At 70.5% G+C, this 16,861-nt stretch carries 15 protein-coding genes; 3 read left to right on the top strand and 12 right to left on the bottom strand.

Annotation, left to right across the window (positions count from 1 at the left end; all coding sequences use genetic code 11):
* Positions 1-9: 9 nt before the first annotated feature.
* Complete coding sequence (locus ACZ5CR_RS03445; RefSeq protein ID WP_468853143.1) at positions 10-1,230, bottom strand: MBL fold metallo-hydrolase; 1,221 nt, start codon at positions 1,228-1,230, stop codon at positions 10-12.
* 153 nt (positions 1,231-1,383) lie between these two features.
* Here ACZ5CR_RS03445 and ACZ5CR_RS03440 point away from each other — a divergent pair, with 153 nt between their 5' ends.
* Positions 1,384-2,577, top strand: a complete 1,194-nt coding sequence (locus ACZ5CR_RS03440) for a Glu/Leu/Phe/Val dehydrogenase dimerization domain-containing protein (protein ID WP_468853141.1) — start codon at positions 1,384-1,386, stop codon at positions 2,575-2,577.
* A gap of 55 nt (positions 2,578-2,632) precedes the next feature.
* Positions 2,633-3,247 (top strand): TetR/AcrR family transcriptional regulator, encoded by a 615-nt coding sequence (locus ACZ5CR_RS03435; protein ID WP_468853139.1) that lies wholly within the window; start codon positions 2,633-2,635, stop codon positions 3,245-3,247.
* Between the two features lie 21 nt (positions 3,248-3,268).
* On the opposite strand, the gene ACZ5CR_RS03430 is transcribed toward ACZ5CR_RS03435, so the two are convergent.
* Entirely contained in the window at positions 3,269-4,087 is an 819-nt protein-coding gene (locus ACZ5CR_RS03430; RefSeq protein ID WP_468853137.1) for an SGNH/GDSL hydrolase family protein, read from the bottom strand.
* Between the two features lie 272 nt (positions 4,088-4,359).
* Here ACZ5CR_RS03430 and ACZ5CR_RS03425 point away from each other — a divergent pair, with 272 nt between their 5' ends.
* A complete protein-coding gene (locus ACZ5CR_RS03425) occupies positions 4,360-5,166 on the top strand; it encodes a tyrosine-protein phosphatase (protein WP_468853136.1) in 807 nt (268 codons plus the stop codon).
* A 16-nt stretch (positions 5,167-5,182) separates the two neighbouring features.
* On the opposite strand, the gene ACZ5CR_RS03420 is transcribed toward ACZ5CR_RS03425, so the two are convergent.
* The 10 genes from ACZ5CR_RS03420 to hpnE form a co-directional block, all read right to left on the bottom strand.
* Positions 5,183-5,299 (bottom strand): DUF6126 family protein, encoded by a 117-nt coding sequence (locus ACZ5CR_RS03420; RefSeq protein ID WP_361830421.1) that lies wholly within the window; start codon positions 5,297-5,299, stop codon positions 5,183-5,185.
* A 68-nt stretch (positions 5,300-5,367) separates the two neighbouring features.
* Positions 5,368-6,009, bottom strand: a complete 642-nt coding sequence (locus ACZ5CR_RS03415; protein ID WP_468853134.1) for a helix-turn-helix domain-containing protein — start codon at positions 6,007-6,009, stop codon at positions 5,368-5,370.
* Between the two features lie 76 nt (positions 6,010-6,085).
* Positions 6,086-7,471: an aspartate aminotransferase family protein gene (locus ACZ5CR_RS03410; RefSeq protein WP_468853133.1), complete on the bottom strand. Its 1,386-nt coding sequence runs from the start codon at positions 7,469-7,471 to the stop codon at positions 6,086-6,088.
* The gene (gene dxs, locus ACZ5CR_RS03405) at positions 7,468-9,348 is read right to left on the bottom strand and encodes a 1-deoxy-D-xylulose-5-phosphate synthase (RefSeq protein WP_468853131.1); all 1,881 of its coding nucleotides are present in this window, start codon (positions 9,346-9,348) and stop codon (positions 7,468-7,470) included. Before dxs ends, ACZ5CR_RS03410 begins: the two co-directional genes overlap by 4 nt.
* Positions 9,349-9,373: 25 nt before the next feature.
* Complete coding sequence (gene ispG, locus ACZ5CR_RS03400; RefSeq protein ID WP_468853129.1) at positions 9,374-10,540, bottom strand: flavodoxin-dependent (E)-4-hydroxy-3-methylbut-2-enyl-diphosphate synthase; 1,167 nt, start codon at positions 10,538-10,540, stop codon at positions 9,374-9,376.
* 4 nt (positions 10,541-10,544) lie between these two features.
* On the bottom strand, positions 10,545-11,567 hold the full coding sequence (gene hpnH / locus ACZ5CR_RS03395) for an adenosyl-hopene transferase HpnH (RefSeq protein WP_468853127.1): 1,023 nt from the start codon (positions 11,565-11,567) through the stop codon (positions 10,545-10,547).
* Positions 11,568-11,572: 5 nt separating this feature from the next.
* Complete coding sequence (locus ACZ5CR_RS03390) at positions 11,573-12,226, bottom strand: phosphorylase family protein (RefSeq protein WP_468853126.1); 654 nt, start codon at positions 12,224-12,226, stop codon at positions 11,573-11,575.
* Positions 12,226-14,220: a squalene--hopene cyclase gene (gene shc / locus ACZ5CR_RS03385; protein ID WP_468853124.1), complete on the bottom strand. Its 1,995-nt coding sequence runs from the start codon at positions 14,218-14,220 to the stop codon at positions 12,226-12,228. Before shc ends, ACZ5CR_RS03390 begins: the two co-directional genes overlap by 1 nt.
* A gap of 101 nt (positions 14,221-14,321) precedes the next feature.
* Positions 14,322-15,452 carry a polyprenyl synthetase family protein gene (locus ACZ5CR_RS03380; protein WP_389900448.1) on the bottom strand — a complete coding sequence of 377 codons (1,131 nt, stop codon included), beginning with the start codon at positions 15,450-15,452 and terminating at the stop codon, positions 14,322-14,324.
* Complete coding sequence (gene hpnE, locus ACZ5CR_RS03375) at positions 15,449-16,861, bottom strand: hydroxysqualene dehydroxylase HpnE (RefSeq protein ID WP_468853122.1); 1,413 nt, start codon at positions 16,859-16,861, stop codon at positions 15,449-15,451. Before hpnE ends, ACZ5CR_RS03380 begins: the two co-directional genes overlap by 4 nt.

Genomic DNA, 16,861 nt, shown 5'->3' with positions numbered 1-16,861 from the left:
TCGGTACGGTCAGCCGACGCGCGCCGCCTCGGGCTCTCCGGTGCCCTCCGTGCGCTCAGGGCGGTCGGCGGGCTCGGCTCGCTCCGTGCCCGCGGCGATGTCCCGCGCAGGGGTCCACCCGCCCTCCGGCTCGATCGCGACACCGCGCCACCACGGCTGTGCCGGAACGGAGTCCGACGCGGGCTCGAACGGCTCCCCCGGGACGGGCAGCGCGACCCGCGCCCCCACCCGGCCCGCCGCGGCGAGTGTGCCCTCGCCCGGCGCTGACCACGGGTGCGGCGCGAGGTTGAACGTGCCCCAGTGGATCGGCAGCATCACACCGTCGGGCCGCCCGCCCTGGAGATCCAGGTGCGCGCGCATCCCCTCATCGGGCGTCATGTGGATGTCGGGCCAGAACTCGCTGTACGCGCCGATCTGGATCATGGTGACGTCGAAAGGTCCGTGCTCCGCGCCGATGTCCTTGAAGCCGCTGAAGTAGCCGGTGTCCCCGCTGTGGTAGATGCGGTGCTCGGATCCCGTGACGACCCAGGACGCCCAGAGCGTGTGCTGCTGGTTGCGCAGGCCGCGTCCGCAGAAGTGGCGCGCCGGCGTCGCCGTCAGGGTCAGGCCGCCCACCTTCGTGGCCTCGTTCCAGTCGAGCTCGCGCAGCCGGTCGGCGGGGACACCCCAGCGCTCCAGATGGGCTCCGACGCCCAGCGGGACCGCGAACACCGTGTCCGTGCCTGCCAGGGCCTGGATGGTGGGCATGTCGAGGTGGTCGTAGTGATCGTGCGAGATGACCACGACGTCCACCGGGCCGAGCGCCGCGAGCGGCACCGGCACGGGGTGCAGCCGCTTGGGCCCGACCCAGGAGAACGGAGAGCACCGCTCACCCCAGACCGGGTCGAAGAGCACCCGCTTCCCGTCGATCTCGGCGAGCACGCTGGAGTGCCCCATCCAGGTGATCCGCAGTCCGCCGGACGGAGGCTCGGCGAGGTCGGCGAGGGTCGTGGCATGCACGGGGACGGTGCCCGAGGGGCCGCGCCGGATCCGCTCCTCCTTACGGAAGTAGATCTTCGCGAATTCGAGCGAGGAACCGGTGGGCCGGGTCCGCGCCCCCTCGGGGTTCTGGAAGGTCCCGTCGGCGAAATTCGGCGATCTGTGGATCCTCGCGAGCCTCTCACCGGCCGGATCCGCGCCGAAGGGGGCGGTCCTGAGCGAGCGGAGCCCGGAGCTCAGCGAACGGGACACAGCGCCTCCTGAAATGGGTAGGTCAGATCTCCATTATGTGCACCGCCCCGGACAACGGCCGTCCGGAGGGGCCCGCACCGGCCACGTACGCCGGGGCCGCTTCCGGCGCGTGGTGTACTCCTACTGATTCCCGATTCAGTAGGAGTACGCTCCATGCCCCCACTTCCCACGCCTCTCCTGTCCCTCACCTGGACCGACCACATCACTGGCCACAGGGGTTTCCTGGTCATCGACCGCCTCGTACGGGGTGTCTGCAGCGGCGGTCTGCGGATGCGCCCCGGCTGCACCCTGGACGAGGTCGCGGGGCTTGCCCGTGGGATGACCATGAAGGAGGCCCTCCACTACGACCCGAACGCCCGCTACATACCGCTCGGCGGCGCCAAGGGCGGCATCGACTGCGATCCGCGCGCGCCAGAGGCGTACGGCGTCCTGGTGCGTTACCTGCGGGCGGTGCGGCCGTACATCGAGAGCTCCTGGACCACGGGCGAGGACCTGGGCCTGACCCAGGACCTGGTCGACAAGGCGGCGGCGGAAGCAGGCTTGATCTCTTCCATCCAGGCCGTCTATCCGCTCCTGGACGACGAGGCGGCGGCCCGTGCACGCCTGGCGGATGCCTTCTCCGTGGAGGTCGAGGGGATCGGCCTCGGCGAGCTGGTCGGCGGGCACGGGGTCGCCGAGGCGGTTCTCGCGGCGCTCGACCGGGACGGCTACGCGCACGCGGGCGCGCGCGTAGCCGTGCAGGGCCTTGGCACCATGGGCGGCGCGACCGCCCGTTTCCTCACGCGCGCGGGGCTGATCACGGTGGCCGTCGCCGACGTCAGGGGCACGATCGCCAACCCGGCCGGGCTCGACGTGGAGGCGCTGCTCGCCGCCCGCGACGCGCACGGCACCGTGGACCGCTCGGCGCTGCGCCCCGGCGACCGCGAGCTGCCGGGCGAGGCCTGGCTCTCCACGGAGGCCGAGATCCTGGTCCCCGCGGCGGTGTCGTACACGATCGACGAGGTCAACCAGGCGCGGATAAGGGCCCGTTGGATAGCCGAGGCGGCCAACATGCCGGTCCTGCCGGAGGCGGAGCGGCTCCTCGCGGAGCGCGGTGTCACCGTCCTGCCGGACGTCGTGGTCAACTCCGGCACCAACGCCTGGTGGTGGTGGACGCTGTTCGGTGACGTCGGGGCCGACGCGGACGAGGCCTTCGCGTACACGCGCCGCTCGATGCGGGCCTTGGTCGATGTGGTCCTGTGCCGCGCGGATGCGGACGGCACGACGCCGCGCGCGGCCGCCCACGCGCTGGTCGCCGACCGGCTGCCGGTGATCGGGGAGCGATTCGGCTGGTGGGCGAACCCATGAGCAGGCGCAGCCGGACATGGACACGTAGGGACCGGCGGCGGATAGGCTGACCGGCGTGGCGAGAGTGCGGTTGAGCGTGGCGGAACGGCGGGCGGAGCTGCTTGCCGCCACCGTCGAACAGATCCAGGTGCGCGGCGTGGCGGCCGTGCGCATCGCGGACGTGGCCGCGGCGCTCGGGGTGAGCAACGCCCTGGTCCTGTACCACTTCTCCACGAAGGAGAAGCTGGTGGCGGCGGCTTTCGCACACGCCGCCGAGGGCGACCTGGTCCACCTCCGCGCCCTCCTGGGCCGCCGCACCACGGCCCTGCGCCGTCTGCGCGCCGCCGTCCGCTGGTACGCCCCCACCGGTCAGGCCAAGGGCTGGCGCCTCTGGATCGAGGGCTGGTCCGCGGCACTGCGCGAGCCCACGCTGCGTACGGTGACGCGCGAACTGGACCAGCAGTGGAAAGCGGCCCTCGCGGAGGTCATCGGGGAGGGTGTCGCAGCAGGCGAGTTCACCTGCCCCGACCCCCGGAGTGCGGCCCTTCGCCTCACGGCCCTGCTCGACGGCCTCGCGGTCCAGACGACGGCGTACGAGGGCACGCTCCCCCGCGCCCGCATGCTGGCGTGGGTGGACGAGGCCCTCACACGCGAGCTCGGCCTGCTCCCTGCCGCCACTCCGGCGAGCTGACGACCCCCGTCCGAGGCCCCCTCAGGGTGCCGACTCGATGTGCATCCTGACGGTGTACGGGTCCACGCTGCCCTTGGCCTCCACGTGGTCCCCCGACGACTCTCCCCGCAGCCGGCGCCCGAACCACGGCACCAGGTACTCGCGCGCCCAGTTGATGTCGTCGCGCCGCACTTCCAGCGTGCCGCGCGGCGGCTCCGGGGGCCACGGCTGGTCCGGGTCCGCGGGGACCTCGAGGCCAAGGACCTGGGCCGCGCGGAGGGCCACCCGGGTGTGGCCCTCGGCCGAGAGGTGCAGGCGGTCGCCGTCCCAGGCGCGACGGTCCTGGATGGTCTTGAGGGACCACAGGTCCAGGACGGGGCAGCCGTAGCGGTCGGCGATCGCGCGGACATGGCCGTTGTACGTGGCGATCTTGCCGCGCAGGTGCTTGAGGACCGGCACCCCGCGGGTGTCGAAGCCCGTGGTCACCATGACCGTGCCGACCGCCGACGTGAGGTCGGCGACCGCCCGCTCGAACCGCTCGGCGACCTCGTCCGGGTCGGTGCCGGGACGGATGATGTCGTTGCCGCCCGCGCAGAACGTCAGGAAGTCGGGGCCCATGGCCTTGGCCAGGGGCACCTGGTCGGCGACGACCTGGTCGAGCAGCTTGCCGCGCACGGCGAGGTTGGCGTACCGGAAGGTGTGCTCCGGCATCCGGTCGTCGAGCAGGACGGCGAGGCGGTCGGCCCAGCCGACGAACGTTCCGTCAGGACCGGGGTCCCCCACGCCTTCGGTGAAGCTGTCGCCGACCGCTGCGTAGGAGGTGAATGTGTCTGGGATGAAGGATGTCGACTCTGCTCTCACATCGTCATATCTTTCACCTTGCTAAGTGACCTACGCCACCGTAGGGAGGGGTTGACGGGTGGTGAGATAAGCCACCGGTCAAGTTTCGTTCAAGCCCGGAATACACAGCGGGTCGTGCGCCGGCGGTCGAAGCGGAGGGGCATCACCGGTGCGGCAACGCTGCGGCACCAGCAGTGGACCAGCAGTGATTGCCTCAGGAACCCATGTCGTATGGTCGAAGCCGCAATCCCCACCGGCGAGCCGCGCCGGCGGCCGGATGGGAGGAGCCCCCCGTGACGCAGCAAGTCCCGCCGTCAGAGCTGTCGGAGCCCGAGCTGACCGGAGTCCGCAACTTCCGTGACGTGGGCGGACTTCCGACCACGGACGGCCGCCGGGTCCGCCACGGCAGGCTCTTCCGCAGCGGTCACCTCGCGCACGCCACGGCGGCCGACGCCGCGTTCCTCTCCACCCTGAACCTGCACACGGTCTACGACTTCCGCAACGCGGCCGACCAGCGGCTCGAAGGCCCGGACGTCGAGCTGCCCGGCGTCCGCAACGTGAACCTGCCGCTGACCGACCCGGCCCACGGCGCCGAGTTCTGGACGATGGTCCGCGACGGGGACATAGACCAGCTGCGCGCGGCCCTCTCCGACGGACAGGCCGCGGGGCGCCTCTCCGACACGTACCGCGAGATCATCAGGGACCGCACCGCCGAGCACAGCCGCGTGCTGCGCGAGCTGGCCGCCGACAGCGTGCCCGCCCTGATGCACTGCGCCGCGGGCAAGGACCGCGCGGGCCTCTCGATAGCCGTCACGCTCCTCGCCGTCGGCGTCGAGCGCGACGCCATCGAGGCGGACTACCTGGAGTCGAACGCCACCCACCGCCGCTACAAGGTGCGCCGCGGCGACAACTCCCCGAGTGCCATGTCCCCCGAGGTCATGCAGCTCCTCAGCCCGCTCTTCGAAGCCCGCGCCGAGTACCTGGCCGCCGCCTTCGAGACGATCGAGCAGACCTGGGGCGACACGGAGACCTACCTCTCCGAGGGCCTCAAGGTGACTCCGGAGATCCGCGAGCGGCTGCGCGAGCACCTCCTGGACTGAGCAGCCGCGCCCACGGCTACTGGTTCTGCGCGCCCAGCGTGAACAGCAGGTAGATGAAGGCCGCGAAGAGGTGGCCGACGGCCACGTAGACGATCAGCCGGACCCAGAGCCCGCGGGGGAACTTCTCCTCCATGGACATCTTCTTCTTGGCGGGCACGGCCGCGAGGTCCGTCCGGTCGGGCTGCTGCGCTTCAGGTTCCGTCATCGCGGGTCTCCCGTGGTGGGGCTGTGCGAGGTCCCGCCGAGGCACAGCGCGGTGGCGGGACTCTGCAGCAGGGTGTGGACGAAGAGAAGGTCGGTGCCGAGGTGGTCGGCGGCGGCGATCCGGTGCGGGGTCAGCGAGTCGAAGTGCGCGCTGTCGCCGGGTTCGAGCGTGTACGTGGTGTCGCCGAGCCGCAGTCGCAGGCGCCCCGTCAGGACGTACAGCCACTCCTCACCGGGGTGGACGCGCACGATGTCGCCCTGCGCCCCGTGCGGCACGTGCACCCGCAGCGCCTGCATGCCTCGGCCCTGCGCACCCGCCTGCCAGTAGGTCCAGCCGCCCGCCCGTGTCGGCTCCATGTCCGCGACGCGGACGATCGCGTCCCGGTCGGCGGGCGTCTCGCCGAGCAGCTCCGAGACCGTCGTACCGTAGGTGCGGGCGAGTGCGAGCAGCAGGGGCAGGGACGGCTGGCGCTGCCCGGTCTCCAGGCGGGAGAGATGGGCGGGCGAGAGCCCGGCGTTGCGGGCGGCGGCCTCCAGCGTCAGCGCGGCACGGCGCCGCAGCTCACGCAGTTGCGGGGCGACGGCCGGCAGGACCTCTGCGTCCTGCGGGTCGACCGGTTCGGGCTCGGCGGTGCTCATACCTCGATTGAGCCAGCATCTTGCCCCCGAGGCAACTTTCTTGCCTCAGAGGCAAAGGCCGTACGTCCCTCGCAGCTCAGCGGTTGGCGACCGCCTGCTTCACCAGCGTCTTCCCGAAGTCCCACATGAGGCCGCCCCCGCTGTGCGCCTCGTCCATCACCGCGGTGAAGGCCTCCACGAACCGGTCGACCTCCTTCTCCCCGACGGTCAGCGGCGGGATCAGCTTGATGACCTCCAGATGGTCGCCGGAGACCTGGGTGAGGATGCGGTGCTTCTGCAGCAGCGGCACGACCACCATCTGTGCGAAGAGTCCCTTGCGCGCCGCCTGGAGCATCGCCCAACGGCTGCGCAGCTTCAGCGACTTGGGGCGCCCGAACTCGATGCCGACCATCAGGCCACGGCCGCGCACCTCGCTCAGCAGCTCATAGCGGTCGACGAGCGCGCCGAGCCGGGACTTCAGGAGCTCACCGGTCACGCGCGCGTTCTCGACGATCTTCTCGTCGTCCATGACGGACAGGACCGCGAGCCCGGCGGCCATGGCCTGCGCGTTGGACCCGAAGCTCGCCGAGTGCACGAGGACCCGGTCCATGGACGAGAAGACCTTCTTGAAGATCCAGTCCTTGCCGAGGGTCGCGCCCACCGGTACATAGCCGCCCGACAGTGCCTTCGCGACGCACACCAGGTCCGGCTCGACGCCCTCCTCGTACTGATAGGCGTAGAACTCGCCGGTCCTGCCGAGCCCGGTCTGCACCTCGTCGGCGATGAGCAGCGCCTTGTGCTGATGAAGCAGCTCCTGGGCGGCGCGCAGATAGCCGGGCGGCGTCTCGTGCACACCCTTGCCCTGGATGGGCTCGATGATGAGCCCGGCCACGTCGCCCTTCCTCAGCTCCTTGCGCAGGGCGTCCAGATCGCCGAGCGGGACCGCCGTGTCGGGGAGCAGCGGCGCGAAGCCGTCCCGGAAGCCGGACTCGCCGTTGACCGAGAGCGAACCGGTCGTCAGGCCGTGGAAGGCGTGCGCGCAGTACAGCACCCTCGGTCGGCCCGTCGCGTACCGGGCGAACTTCAGCGCCGTCTCGACGGCCTCCGTGCCGCTGTTGCCGAAGAACACCCGGTCCAAGTGCGGGCTGTGGGAGAGCAGTTGCTCGGCGAGCAGGCCGGGCAGTGGCTGGCAGTCGAAGCGCGTCAGGTCGGCGAGCGAGGCGTCCAGGACGTCGTGCAGCGCCTTGCGTACGACGGGGTGGTGGCGGCCGAGGCCCATCACCCCGAAGCCCGCGAGCATGTCGAGGTAGTCGTTGCCGTCCGCGTCCCAGAAGTACGCGCCATCGGCCCGCTCGTAGACCTTGTCGAAGCCGATGGTGTGCAGCATGCGCGGCAGTTGGTGGTTCAGATGCCGCGCGTGCAGTTCGTAGCGCTCGGCGCCACGCTCGGCGAGGAGTCTGCCGAGGTCGAACTCCTTGGTCATGCTCCGTGCTCCTTGGCTGCCAGAGTGGCGCTGATGCGCCCCGCGATCTCGACCGGGGTGAGCCCGAGGTCCGCGAGCACCTCGCCCCGCTTGGCGTGCGCGAGGAACTGCTCGGGGATGCCGAACCGCCTTACGGGTACGTCGACTTCGGCATCGCCGAGCGCGAGGGCGACCGCCGCGCCGACCCCGGCCGCCCTGCTGTTGTCCTCCACGACCGCCACGACACGGTGTCCTGCGGCGAGGGCGGGCAGTTCGGCGTCGACCGGCTTGACCCAGCGCGGGTCGACCACGGTGACGCCGAGCCCCCGCTCCCGCAGCAGGTCGGCGGCCTGCAGGCAGACGGGCGCCATCACGCCGACCGCCACGAGCAGCACGTCCGCGTCGGGGTCCTGGCTCAGTACGTCCATACCGCCGATCCGGTCCACCGCGGGTATCGCGGGTCCGACCGACTCCTTGGGGAAGCGCAGGAGCGTCGGCGCGTCGTCCACGGCGACCGCCTCCCGCAGCTGCGTGCGCAGTTGGTCGGCGTCGCGCGGCGCGGCGATCCGCAGCCCCGGTACGACCTGGAGGATGGACATGTCCCACATGCCGTTGTGCGAAGCTCCGTCGACGCCGGTGATCCCGGCCCGGTCGAGGACGAAGGTGACTCCGCACTCGTGCAGCGCGACGTCCATCAGGAGCTGGTCGAAGGCCCGGTTGAGGAACGTGGCGTAGACGGCGAAGACGGGGTGTAGTCCCCCTGTCGCGAGCCCGGCCGCCGACACCGTGGCGTGCTGTTCCGCGATCCCGACGTCCCACACGCGATCCGGGTAGGCCTCGGCGAACTTGGTCAGGCCGACCGGCCCCGGCATGGCCGCGGTGATCGCGACCACGTCCTCCCGCTCGGCCCCGATACGTACGATCTCGTCGCCGAACACCGAGGTCCAGGAGGGCCCGTTGGACGGTGCGAGGGGCTCGCAGGTCAGCGGGTCCATCACGCCGACCGTATGAAAACGGTCGGCCTCGTCGGCGAGCGCGGGCTCGTAGCCGCGGCCCTTCTCGGTGAGGCAGTGGACGATGACGGGTCCGTGGAAGCGTTTCGCACGTCGCAGTGCCGACTCGACGGCTCCGGTGTCGTGCCCGTCGATCGGCCCCACGTATTTGAGCCCGAGGTCCTCGAACATGCCCTGAGGCGCGAAGGCGTCCTTGAACCCCTTCTTGGCGCCGTGCAGCGACTCGTACAGCGTGTGCCCGACGACGGGTGTGCGCTGGAGTATGTCCTTGCCCCAGGCGAGCACCTGCTCGTAGCTGTCGGTGGTGCGCAGCGTGGCGAGGTGGTTGGCGAGGCCGCCGATAGTGGGAGCGTACGAGCGTTCGTTGTCGTTGACGACGATGATCAGGGGCCGGTTCTTCGCGGCGGCGATGTTGTTGAGCGCCTCCCACGCCATGCCGCCGGTCAGCGCGCCGTCACCGATGACGGCGACGACGTGCCCGCGCTCCCCCAGGACCTCGCGCGCCTTGGCCAGGCCGTCGGCCCAGCCGAGCGCGGTCGACGCGTGGCTGTTCTCGACGATGTCGTGCTCGGACTCCGCGCGCGAGGGATAGCCGGAGAGACCTCCCTTGCCGCGCAGCTTGGAGAAGTCCTGGCGGCCCGTCAGGAGTTTGTGTACGTAGCTCTGGTGGCCGGTGTCCCACACGATGCGGTCGAGCGGCGACTCGAAGACCCGGTGGAGGGCGATGGAGAGTTCGACCACCCCCAGATTGGGGCCGAGGTGGCCCCCGGTTCTGGCCACCGCGTGGACCAGGAACTCCCGTACCTCCTCCGCCAGTTCGTGGAGATCGGCCTCCGTCAGCGCCTTCAGGTCCCGCGGTCCCTTGATGGTTTCCAGAATGGTCATGCTCGGGCCCCCTCTCTGGTTGATCTCAGCTCACGGTGACGTCGGGCACTCCTGAGGTGACGCCGTCGTCCTCCATCTGTGCGGCGATCTTCATCGCCTCTTCGATGAGGGTCTGAACGATCTTCGACTCGGGCACGGTCTTGATGACCTCGCCCTTGACGAAGATCTGCCCCTTGCCGTTGCCGGACGCGACGCCGAGATCCGCCTCACGAGCCTCACCCGGCCCGTTCACGACGCAGCCCATGACGGCCACGCGCAGCGGGACCTCCATGCCGTCCAGGCCCGCGGTGACCTCTTCAGCCAGCTTGTACACGTCGACCTGGGCACGGCCGCAGGACGGGCAGGAGACGATCTCCAGGCGGCGCGGCTTGAGGTTCAGCGACTCCAGGATCTGGAGACCGACCTTGATCTCCTCGACCGGCGGAGCCGAGAGCGAGACCCGGATCGTGTCGCCGATGCCCTCGGAGAGCAGCGCACCGAAGGCCACGGCCGACTTGATCGTGCCCTGGAAGGCCGGACCGGCCTCCGTCACACCGAGGTGCAGCGGATAATCGCTGGCCGCGGCGAGCTGCCGGTAGGCGTTGACCATCACGACCGGGTCGTTGTGCTTGACCGAGATCTTGATGTCACGGAAGCCGTGCTCCTCGAAGAGCGAGGCCTCCCACAGGGCCGACTCGACCAGCGCCTCCGGAGTGGCCTTGCCGTACTTCTTGAGCAGGCGCGCGTCCAGAGAACCCGCGTTGACGCCGATCCGGATCGGCGTGCCCGCGTCGTTCGCGGCCCGCGCGATCTCCTTGACCTTGTCGTCGAACTGCTTGATGTTGCCCGGGTTCACCCGCACCGCGGCGCACCCGGCGTCGATCGCGGCGAAGACGTACTTCGGCTGGAAGTGAATGTCCGCGATCACCGGGATCTGCGACTTCCGCGCGATCGTGGCAAGCGCGTCCGCGTCGTCCTGCGTAGGACAGGCGACCCGCACGATCTGGCAGCCGGACGCGGTCAGCTCCGCGATCTGCTGCAGCGTCGCCCCGATGTCGGACGTACGCGTCGTCGTCATCGACTGCACCGACACCGGTGCGCCACCCCCCACGGCCACCGGCCCGACCTCGATGCGCCGCGTGAGGCGACGCTCGGCGATCGGCCGGACCGGCAGCTCAGGAAGGCCCAGTGCGACGGGCGTTCCAGGGGTCATGACGTCACCCGCGGTTTCCGGAGACCGTCTCACGGGCGGCGCGGATGGACTCCTTGAGGGAACCCATGGTGGCGAGGACGGCGGTCGGCTCGTAGCCGCAGTGCGCCATGCAGTTGGCGCACCGCGGATCCTTGCCGCGGCCGTACTTGCTCCAGTCGGTCTCCTCGATGAGCTCCTTGTACGTGGGGACGTACCCGTCGCTCATCAGGTAGCAGGGACGCTGCCAGCCGAAGAGCGAGTAGTTCGGGATCGCCCACGCGGTGCACGGGAAGTCCGCCTTGCCCTCCAGGAAGTCGAGGAACAGCGGCGAGTGGTTCAGGCGCCAGCGCCGCCTGTTGCCGCCCGCGAAGGCCTTCTTGAAGAGCTCGCGGGTCTGGTCGACGCCCAGGAAGTGCTCCTGGTCCGGCGCCTTCTCGTAGGCGTAGGCGGGCGACAGCATCATCTCGTCGACTTCCAGCTCGTCGTTGAGGAAGTTGAGGACCTCGATGATGTTCTGCGGTGTGTCGTTGCTGAAGAAGGTGGAGTTGGTGGTCACCCGGAAACCGGCCTTCTTGGCTGCCTTGATGGCCTCCACCGCCTCGTCGAACACGCCCTCCTTCGCGACGGATTCGTCGTGCCGCTCCCGCATTCCGTCGATGTGCACGGCGAACGCGAAGTACGGGGAAGGGGTGAACTTCTCCAGCTTCTTGCGCAGCAGCATGGCGTTGGTGCAGAGGAAGACGTACTTCTTCTTCGCCACCAACTGCCGCACGATCTCGTCCATGTGAGGGTGCATCAGTGGTTCGCCACCGGCGATGGACACCATCGGCGCACCGGATTCGAGCACGGCGCCCACGGCCTGGGCCACCGGCATGCGCTGCTTGAGCACTCCGGCCGGGTGCTGGATCTTTCCGCATCCCTCGCACGCGAGGTTGCACGCGAAGAGCGGTTCCAACTCGACGATCAGCGGAAACTTGTCACGCTTGCGGAGCTTCTGTTCAAAGAGATACGTCGCGACCTTGACGGTCTGGCGCAGCGGCATGGCCATCTGGCTCACCTCCGAGGGAGCAAAGAAGAACGGTGCCATTCGAAAAATGCGGGAAGCACGGCACGAAGGACGCGGAAAGCCGATATTCCACCGCGTACCGTGCCGATGCGGACGAGTTCGTGCTGTGGGGCGTCCACGACCACCCGGACGGCGGCAACCGGCCGGGCTCCCGCCCGCAGCGCGCTGTGCAGCGTCGCGGCGGACTCCATGTCCACCGCGATCGCGCCCGTGGCGAGCAGGGCGGAGCGTTCGTGTCCGCGGACGACGTGGTCGGAGCCGGTCAGCGGGCCGGTGTGCACGGTGCGCCCGGGCACGGCCCGCACCAGCTCCTTGACCAGCAGTTCCGTACCGACGCAGGGCGTGTGGCCGTGTGCGTCGCGGGTCTGGTCGGCGACGACCAGATCGCCGGGGTGCATGCCGGGAGCGAGCCCGGCGCAGAAACCGGTGGCCACGACGGCGGCGTGGCGCAGCGATTCCTTGCCGAGGGCTCCGGTGACGGCGCGCTCGGCGTTCTTGGGGCCCATGCCCGTACGGAGCACGGTGACCCGCCCGCGCCGCGCGCCCCCGCGGTCGCCCGTGCGCAGGGCGAGGTGCTCGATGCCCAGGGCGCAGGCGATCAGGAGCGGTGCGGGGCTCTGAGCGGCCGGGGTCCGGTCCATCAACCCCCCTTGACGGTGAGGCCCGCGAACGGCTCCCCGTTCACGTACCGGCCGAGGGCCGTGAGCGGGAACACCTGCCGGTAGAGGTGGTAGTTGATGGAGAAGTCCCAGGGGAAGCCGGTGCCGGTGAAGTACGGCTCGTCCCAGGAGCCGTCGTCCCGCTGCGCCTCGGCGAGCCAGGCGATGCCCCGCTCCACGGCCTTGGACTCCTCCTCGCCCGCCGCGAGCAGCGCGAGCAGCGCCCAGGCGGTCTGTGACGCGGTGGAGACCCCGTGGCCCCGCCACTCCTCGTAGCGGTAGGAGCGCAGGTCCTCGCCCCAGCCCCCGTCGTCGTTCTGTACCGACTCCAGCCAGTCGACGGCGCGGCGCAGCGCGGGGTGCGAGCCCGGCAGGCCCGCCGCGGTGAGCGCGGGCACCACGGACCCCGTCCCGTACACGTAGTTGACGCCCCAGCGGCCGAACCAGGAACCGTCCGCCTCCTGTTCGGCGAGCAGCCACTCGATGCCGCGCCGGGTGCGCGGGTCGTGCGCCTTGCCCTCGATGGCGAGCATCTCGACGACGTGCCCCGTGACGTCGGCCGACGGCGGGTCGATGACCTCGCCGAAGTCGCAGAACGGCAGCCGGTTGGGGAACGGACTCGTGTTGTCGGCGTCGAAGGCGGCCCAGGCGCCGTTCTTGGACTGCATGCCCAGGTTCCAGCGCACTCCGCGGGAGATCGCGTTCTCCATGCGCGGGCGGTCCGGGTGGTCGACGCGGCGCAGGGCCAGGATGACCTCGGCTGTGTCGTCGATGTCGGGGTAGTTGTCGTTGTGGAACTCGAACGCCCAGCCGCCCGGGGCGAGACCCGGTCTGCGTACGGACCAGTCGCCTGGCCGCGCGATCTCCTCGCCGAGCATCCAGTCGGCCGCCTTGACGAGCTGCGGATGGTCGGCGGGCACGCCCGCGTCGGCGAGCGCGATGGTCGCGAGGCAGGTGTCCCAGACCGGCGACTGGCACGCCTCGATCATCCGGGAGCCGTCCTCGCGCCAGATCGCGAACCGGTCGAGCGAGGCGAGGCCCGCCTTGAGGACCGGGTGTTCCAGGTCGTAGCCGAGCAGGTGAAGAGCGATCACGGAGTAGACGGCGGGCGGCTGGATGCCGCCCCAGCAGCCGTCGTTCTCCTGCCGTTCGATGATCCAGCGAGCGGCACTGTTCATCGCGGCCCTGCGCACTTTGCGCGGGGCGACCTTGTGGTAGACGTGCAGCGCCTTGTCGAGCCGCTGGAAGATGCCGTCCCAACTGCCCACGCGGGCAAGGGGCTTGCTGGGGTTCGGTACGCGCGCATCGCTGTGCAGCTCTTCCAGCGGGAAGGGCGCGGGCCGGACCGGGCGCATCGCGGAGACGACCGTGAGCGGCACGATCGTCTGCCGGGCCCAGCACCCGAAGTCGTAGATGTTGAGGGGCAGCCACTTGGGGAAGTAGATGAGCTCCGGCGGGAGTTCGGGCAGGTCGTCCCATTTCCACCAGCCGAACAGGGCGAGCCAGATACGGGTGAAGACGCGACTCTCGGCGATGCCGCCCTGGTCGCGGATCCAGGCGGAGGCCCTCGCCATGTGCGGATCGCTCGGAGCGTCGCCGGCCAGACGCAGCGCGACGTACGCCTCGATGGTGGTGGAGAGTTCGCCGGGACCGCCGTAGAAGGTGGCCCAGGTTCCGTCCTCGCGCTGCTCGCCGCGGATGAAGAGCGCGGCGGCGCGGGTGGTCTTCTCGTCCCGGATCCCCAGGAACTGACGGAGCAGCAGGTCTTCGGCGTCCATCGTCACGTTCGTGTCGAGGTCGCCCTTCCACCAGCCTTCGGCGTCCTGCTGCGCGAGCAGGAAATCGGTGGAGCGCTGTATGGCGCGCGCGGCGACGTCAAGTGGCCCTGGCGGCGCGGCGGTCGTGTCGAGTGGCTGGCTGGCCGAAGGTGCGCGGGGCGTCACCGCTCCGGTGCTTCCGTCGGTCGTCGCTGTCATGGCTTCCCCTTCGTGCAGTCGTCTTCTCTGCTGTGGGTCCGCCGTCGGCCGACGCGCTGGGCGCCGGCCGGCGACTGCGAGTCATATGCGCTCGATAGTGATCATCTCTTCCGTACGACGACGAAGTCGGCGAGCGCCACGAGCTGGGCCCGTACCCGCTCCGGCATCTCGATGGTGTCCAGGGCCTCGATGGCGATGGTGTGCTGGCGCCGGGCCTCTTCGGCGGTCCACTCGCGGCCGCCCGCCTGCTCGATCAGGGCCGCGCGCGCGGCGAACTCCTCCTCGGAGAAGCTGTCGAAGTCGTTGCTCTTGGCGTCGGCCGCGAGCAGCTCGCCGAGCTGCTCGGACGCGGGCCCGCCCGCGGCGAGCGCGGCGACGACCGGCAGTGACTTCTTGCGCTGGCGAAGGTCGCTCCAGGTCTGCTTCCCCGTGGACTCCGGGTCGCCCCAGATGCCGAGCAGATCGTCCACGGCCTGGAAGGCGAGGCCGAGGTGGTAGCCGTACTTCTCCAGGGTGTCGGCGGTGCGGTCGTCGGCGCCGCCGAGTACGGCGCCGATGGAGACGGCGCAGGCGAGGAGGGCGCCGGTCTTGTTGCCCTCCATCTCCAGGCACTCCTCGACGGTGACCCGCTCGCGGTGCTCGTAGGAGATGTCCTGCGCCTGGCCGTCGATCAGGGCGCGGGTCGCTGAGGTCAGGCGGCGCGTGGCACGGCCCGCCTCGACGGTGCCGATCTCCAGGAGGATCTCGTTGGCGAGCGCGAAGAGGGCGTCGCCGACGAGGATGGCCTGGGCCGGGCCGTGCACCTTCCACACCGTGTCGCGGTGGCGGCGCTGCTCGTCGCCGTCCATCAGATCGTCGTGCAGCAACGAGAAGTTGTGCACCAGTTCGACGGCGACAGCTCCGGGTACGCCGACTTCCGGCGCGGCGCCCGCCGCCTCCGCGGAGAGCAGGGCGAGCGCCGGGCGCACGGCCTTGCCGCCGTCGCCGTCCGACGGGTTGCCCTCGGCGTCGATCCAGCCGAAGTGGTAGGCGGCGACGGTGTCCATGGGCGGCGCGAGGCGGTCCACGGCGGACCGCAGCACCGGGGTGGCCAGCGTCCTTCCGCGCTCGAGCAGTGAGGTCACGTCCACCGTGTCGGCAGCCGTTTCGGCCGAGGGCACAGTCGGCACAGTCTCTCCTCTTGTTCCGGTGCTGGATTTCTGGGGACCTGACCCCAGAAGGGCTGGCTTCACGCGGCCTCCTCGACGTCGAAGAGGTGGTCGCGGGGGCGGTCGAGTGCGAGGAGAGCTGCCCCGGCGGCACTGATGCCACTGCGCACGGCGCTCTCCATGGTCGCGGGCCACCCGGTGGCGGTCCACGCCCCGGCGAGGTACAGGCCGGGAGCCTTGGTGCGAGCGCCGGGCCGCAGCCGGCCCACGCCGGGAGTCGGGGCGAACGTCGCCGTGCGCTCCCGGGTCACGAAGAAGTCCCGTACTCCGGCGCCGTGCGCGGCGGGCAGCATGCGCTCCAGCTCCGGCAGATAGCGCTCGCGCAGCGCGGCGACGGGAGCGTCGATCTCGTCCTGGGCTGCGGACTGGGACAGCGCAAGGTACTGGCCCTCGGCGAGCCCGGAGGCCTCGGTCCGGTCGAAGACCCACTGCACCGGTGATCCGATGGCCGCGAAGAAGGGGCGCCTGAGCACCTTGCGGTCGTAGACGACGTGGATGTTGAGGATCGGGGCGGTGTCGATGTCGAGCAGCCGGTCCGGCTCGTCGAGGACGCCGTCCGGGAGCAGATCGTGCGTCTCGTGCTGCGGCACGGCGAGGACGACCGTCTCCGCCTCGATTTCCTCGCCGGGAACTTCGACCTTCCAACCCCCGTTGTCCGTACGGGAGATGGAGGTGACTCGTGTCTTCAGTTCGGTTCGCACGCCCGCGGAGTCGAGCGCCTTGCGGGCGAGCGTGTCATGGATGTCACCGAGGGGCACGTGTGCCCAGCCGATGTCGGCGGCGCCCGGCTGCGAGAGCAGCCCGGTCTTGAACACCATCGCGGCGAGACCGAGCGAGGAGTCCCCCGCGACGGCGTTCAGCGTGGCCACACCGACCAGGTCCCACAGGGCCTCGACGGCGCGCGCCGACTGACCGTGCGCGGCGAGCCAGCTGCCGAAGTCCTGGCCGTCGAGCTTGGGATCGGTCGGGTCGAGTCCCTTGAGGGCGAGCGCGGCGCGCCCCACGTTGGCGCGCTCCGCGAGCGACAGATGCGGATACGTGGCGAGGCTCGCCGCGAGGTGCAGCGGCACGGGCAGTTCGGTGCGCCGAAGGCGTCCGAGACGATTGCGGTCGGCGTCGAGCACCGGCACGTCGAGACGTTCCTGCAGGGGCGCGAGAGCCGCGCCGTCGACGCGGTCGAGGAACCAGCGGTAGGCGGTGCAGCAGCGCAGATAGACGTGCTGGCCGTTGTCGACGGTCAGCTCACCGCGCTTGAAGGAGAAGGCGAGCCCGCCGAGGCGCGGCCGCCCTTCGAGCAGCGTCACGCGCAGCCCCGCGTCGGCGAGGGACAGGGCCGCGGTGATACCGGCGAGACCTCCGCCGACCACCACGGCGGCCCCCCGCCCGGCACTGCCGTCGGCCTCCGCAGCCGGACGCGTGTCGTCGTCCCTCAT

The organism is Streptomyces sp. NPDC031274 (genome assembly GCF_055570235.1).
Note: the sequence above shows the minus strand (reverse complement) of the source record. Positions and strands in the feature narration are given on the sequence as shown.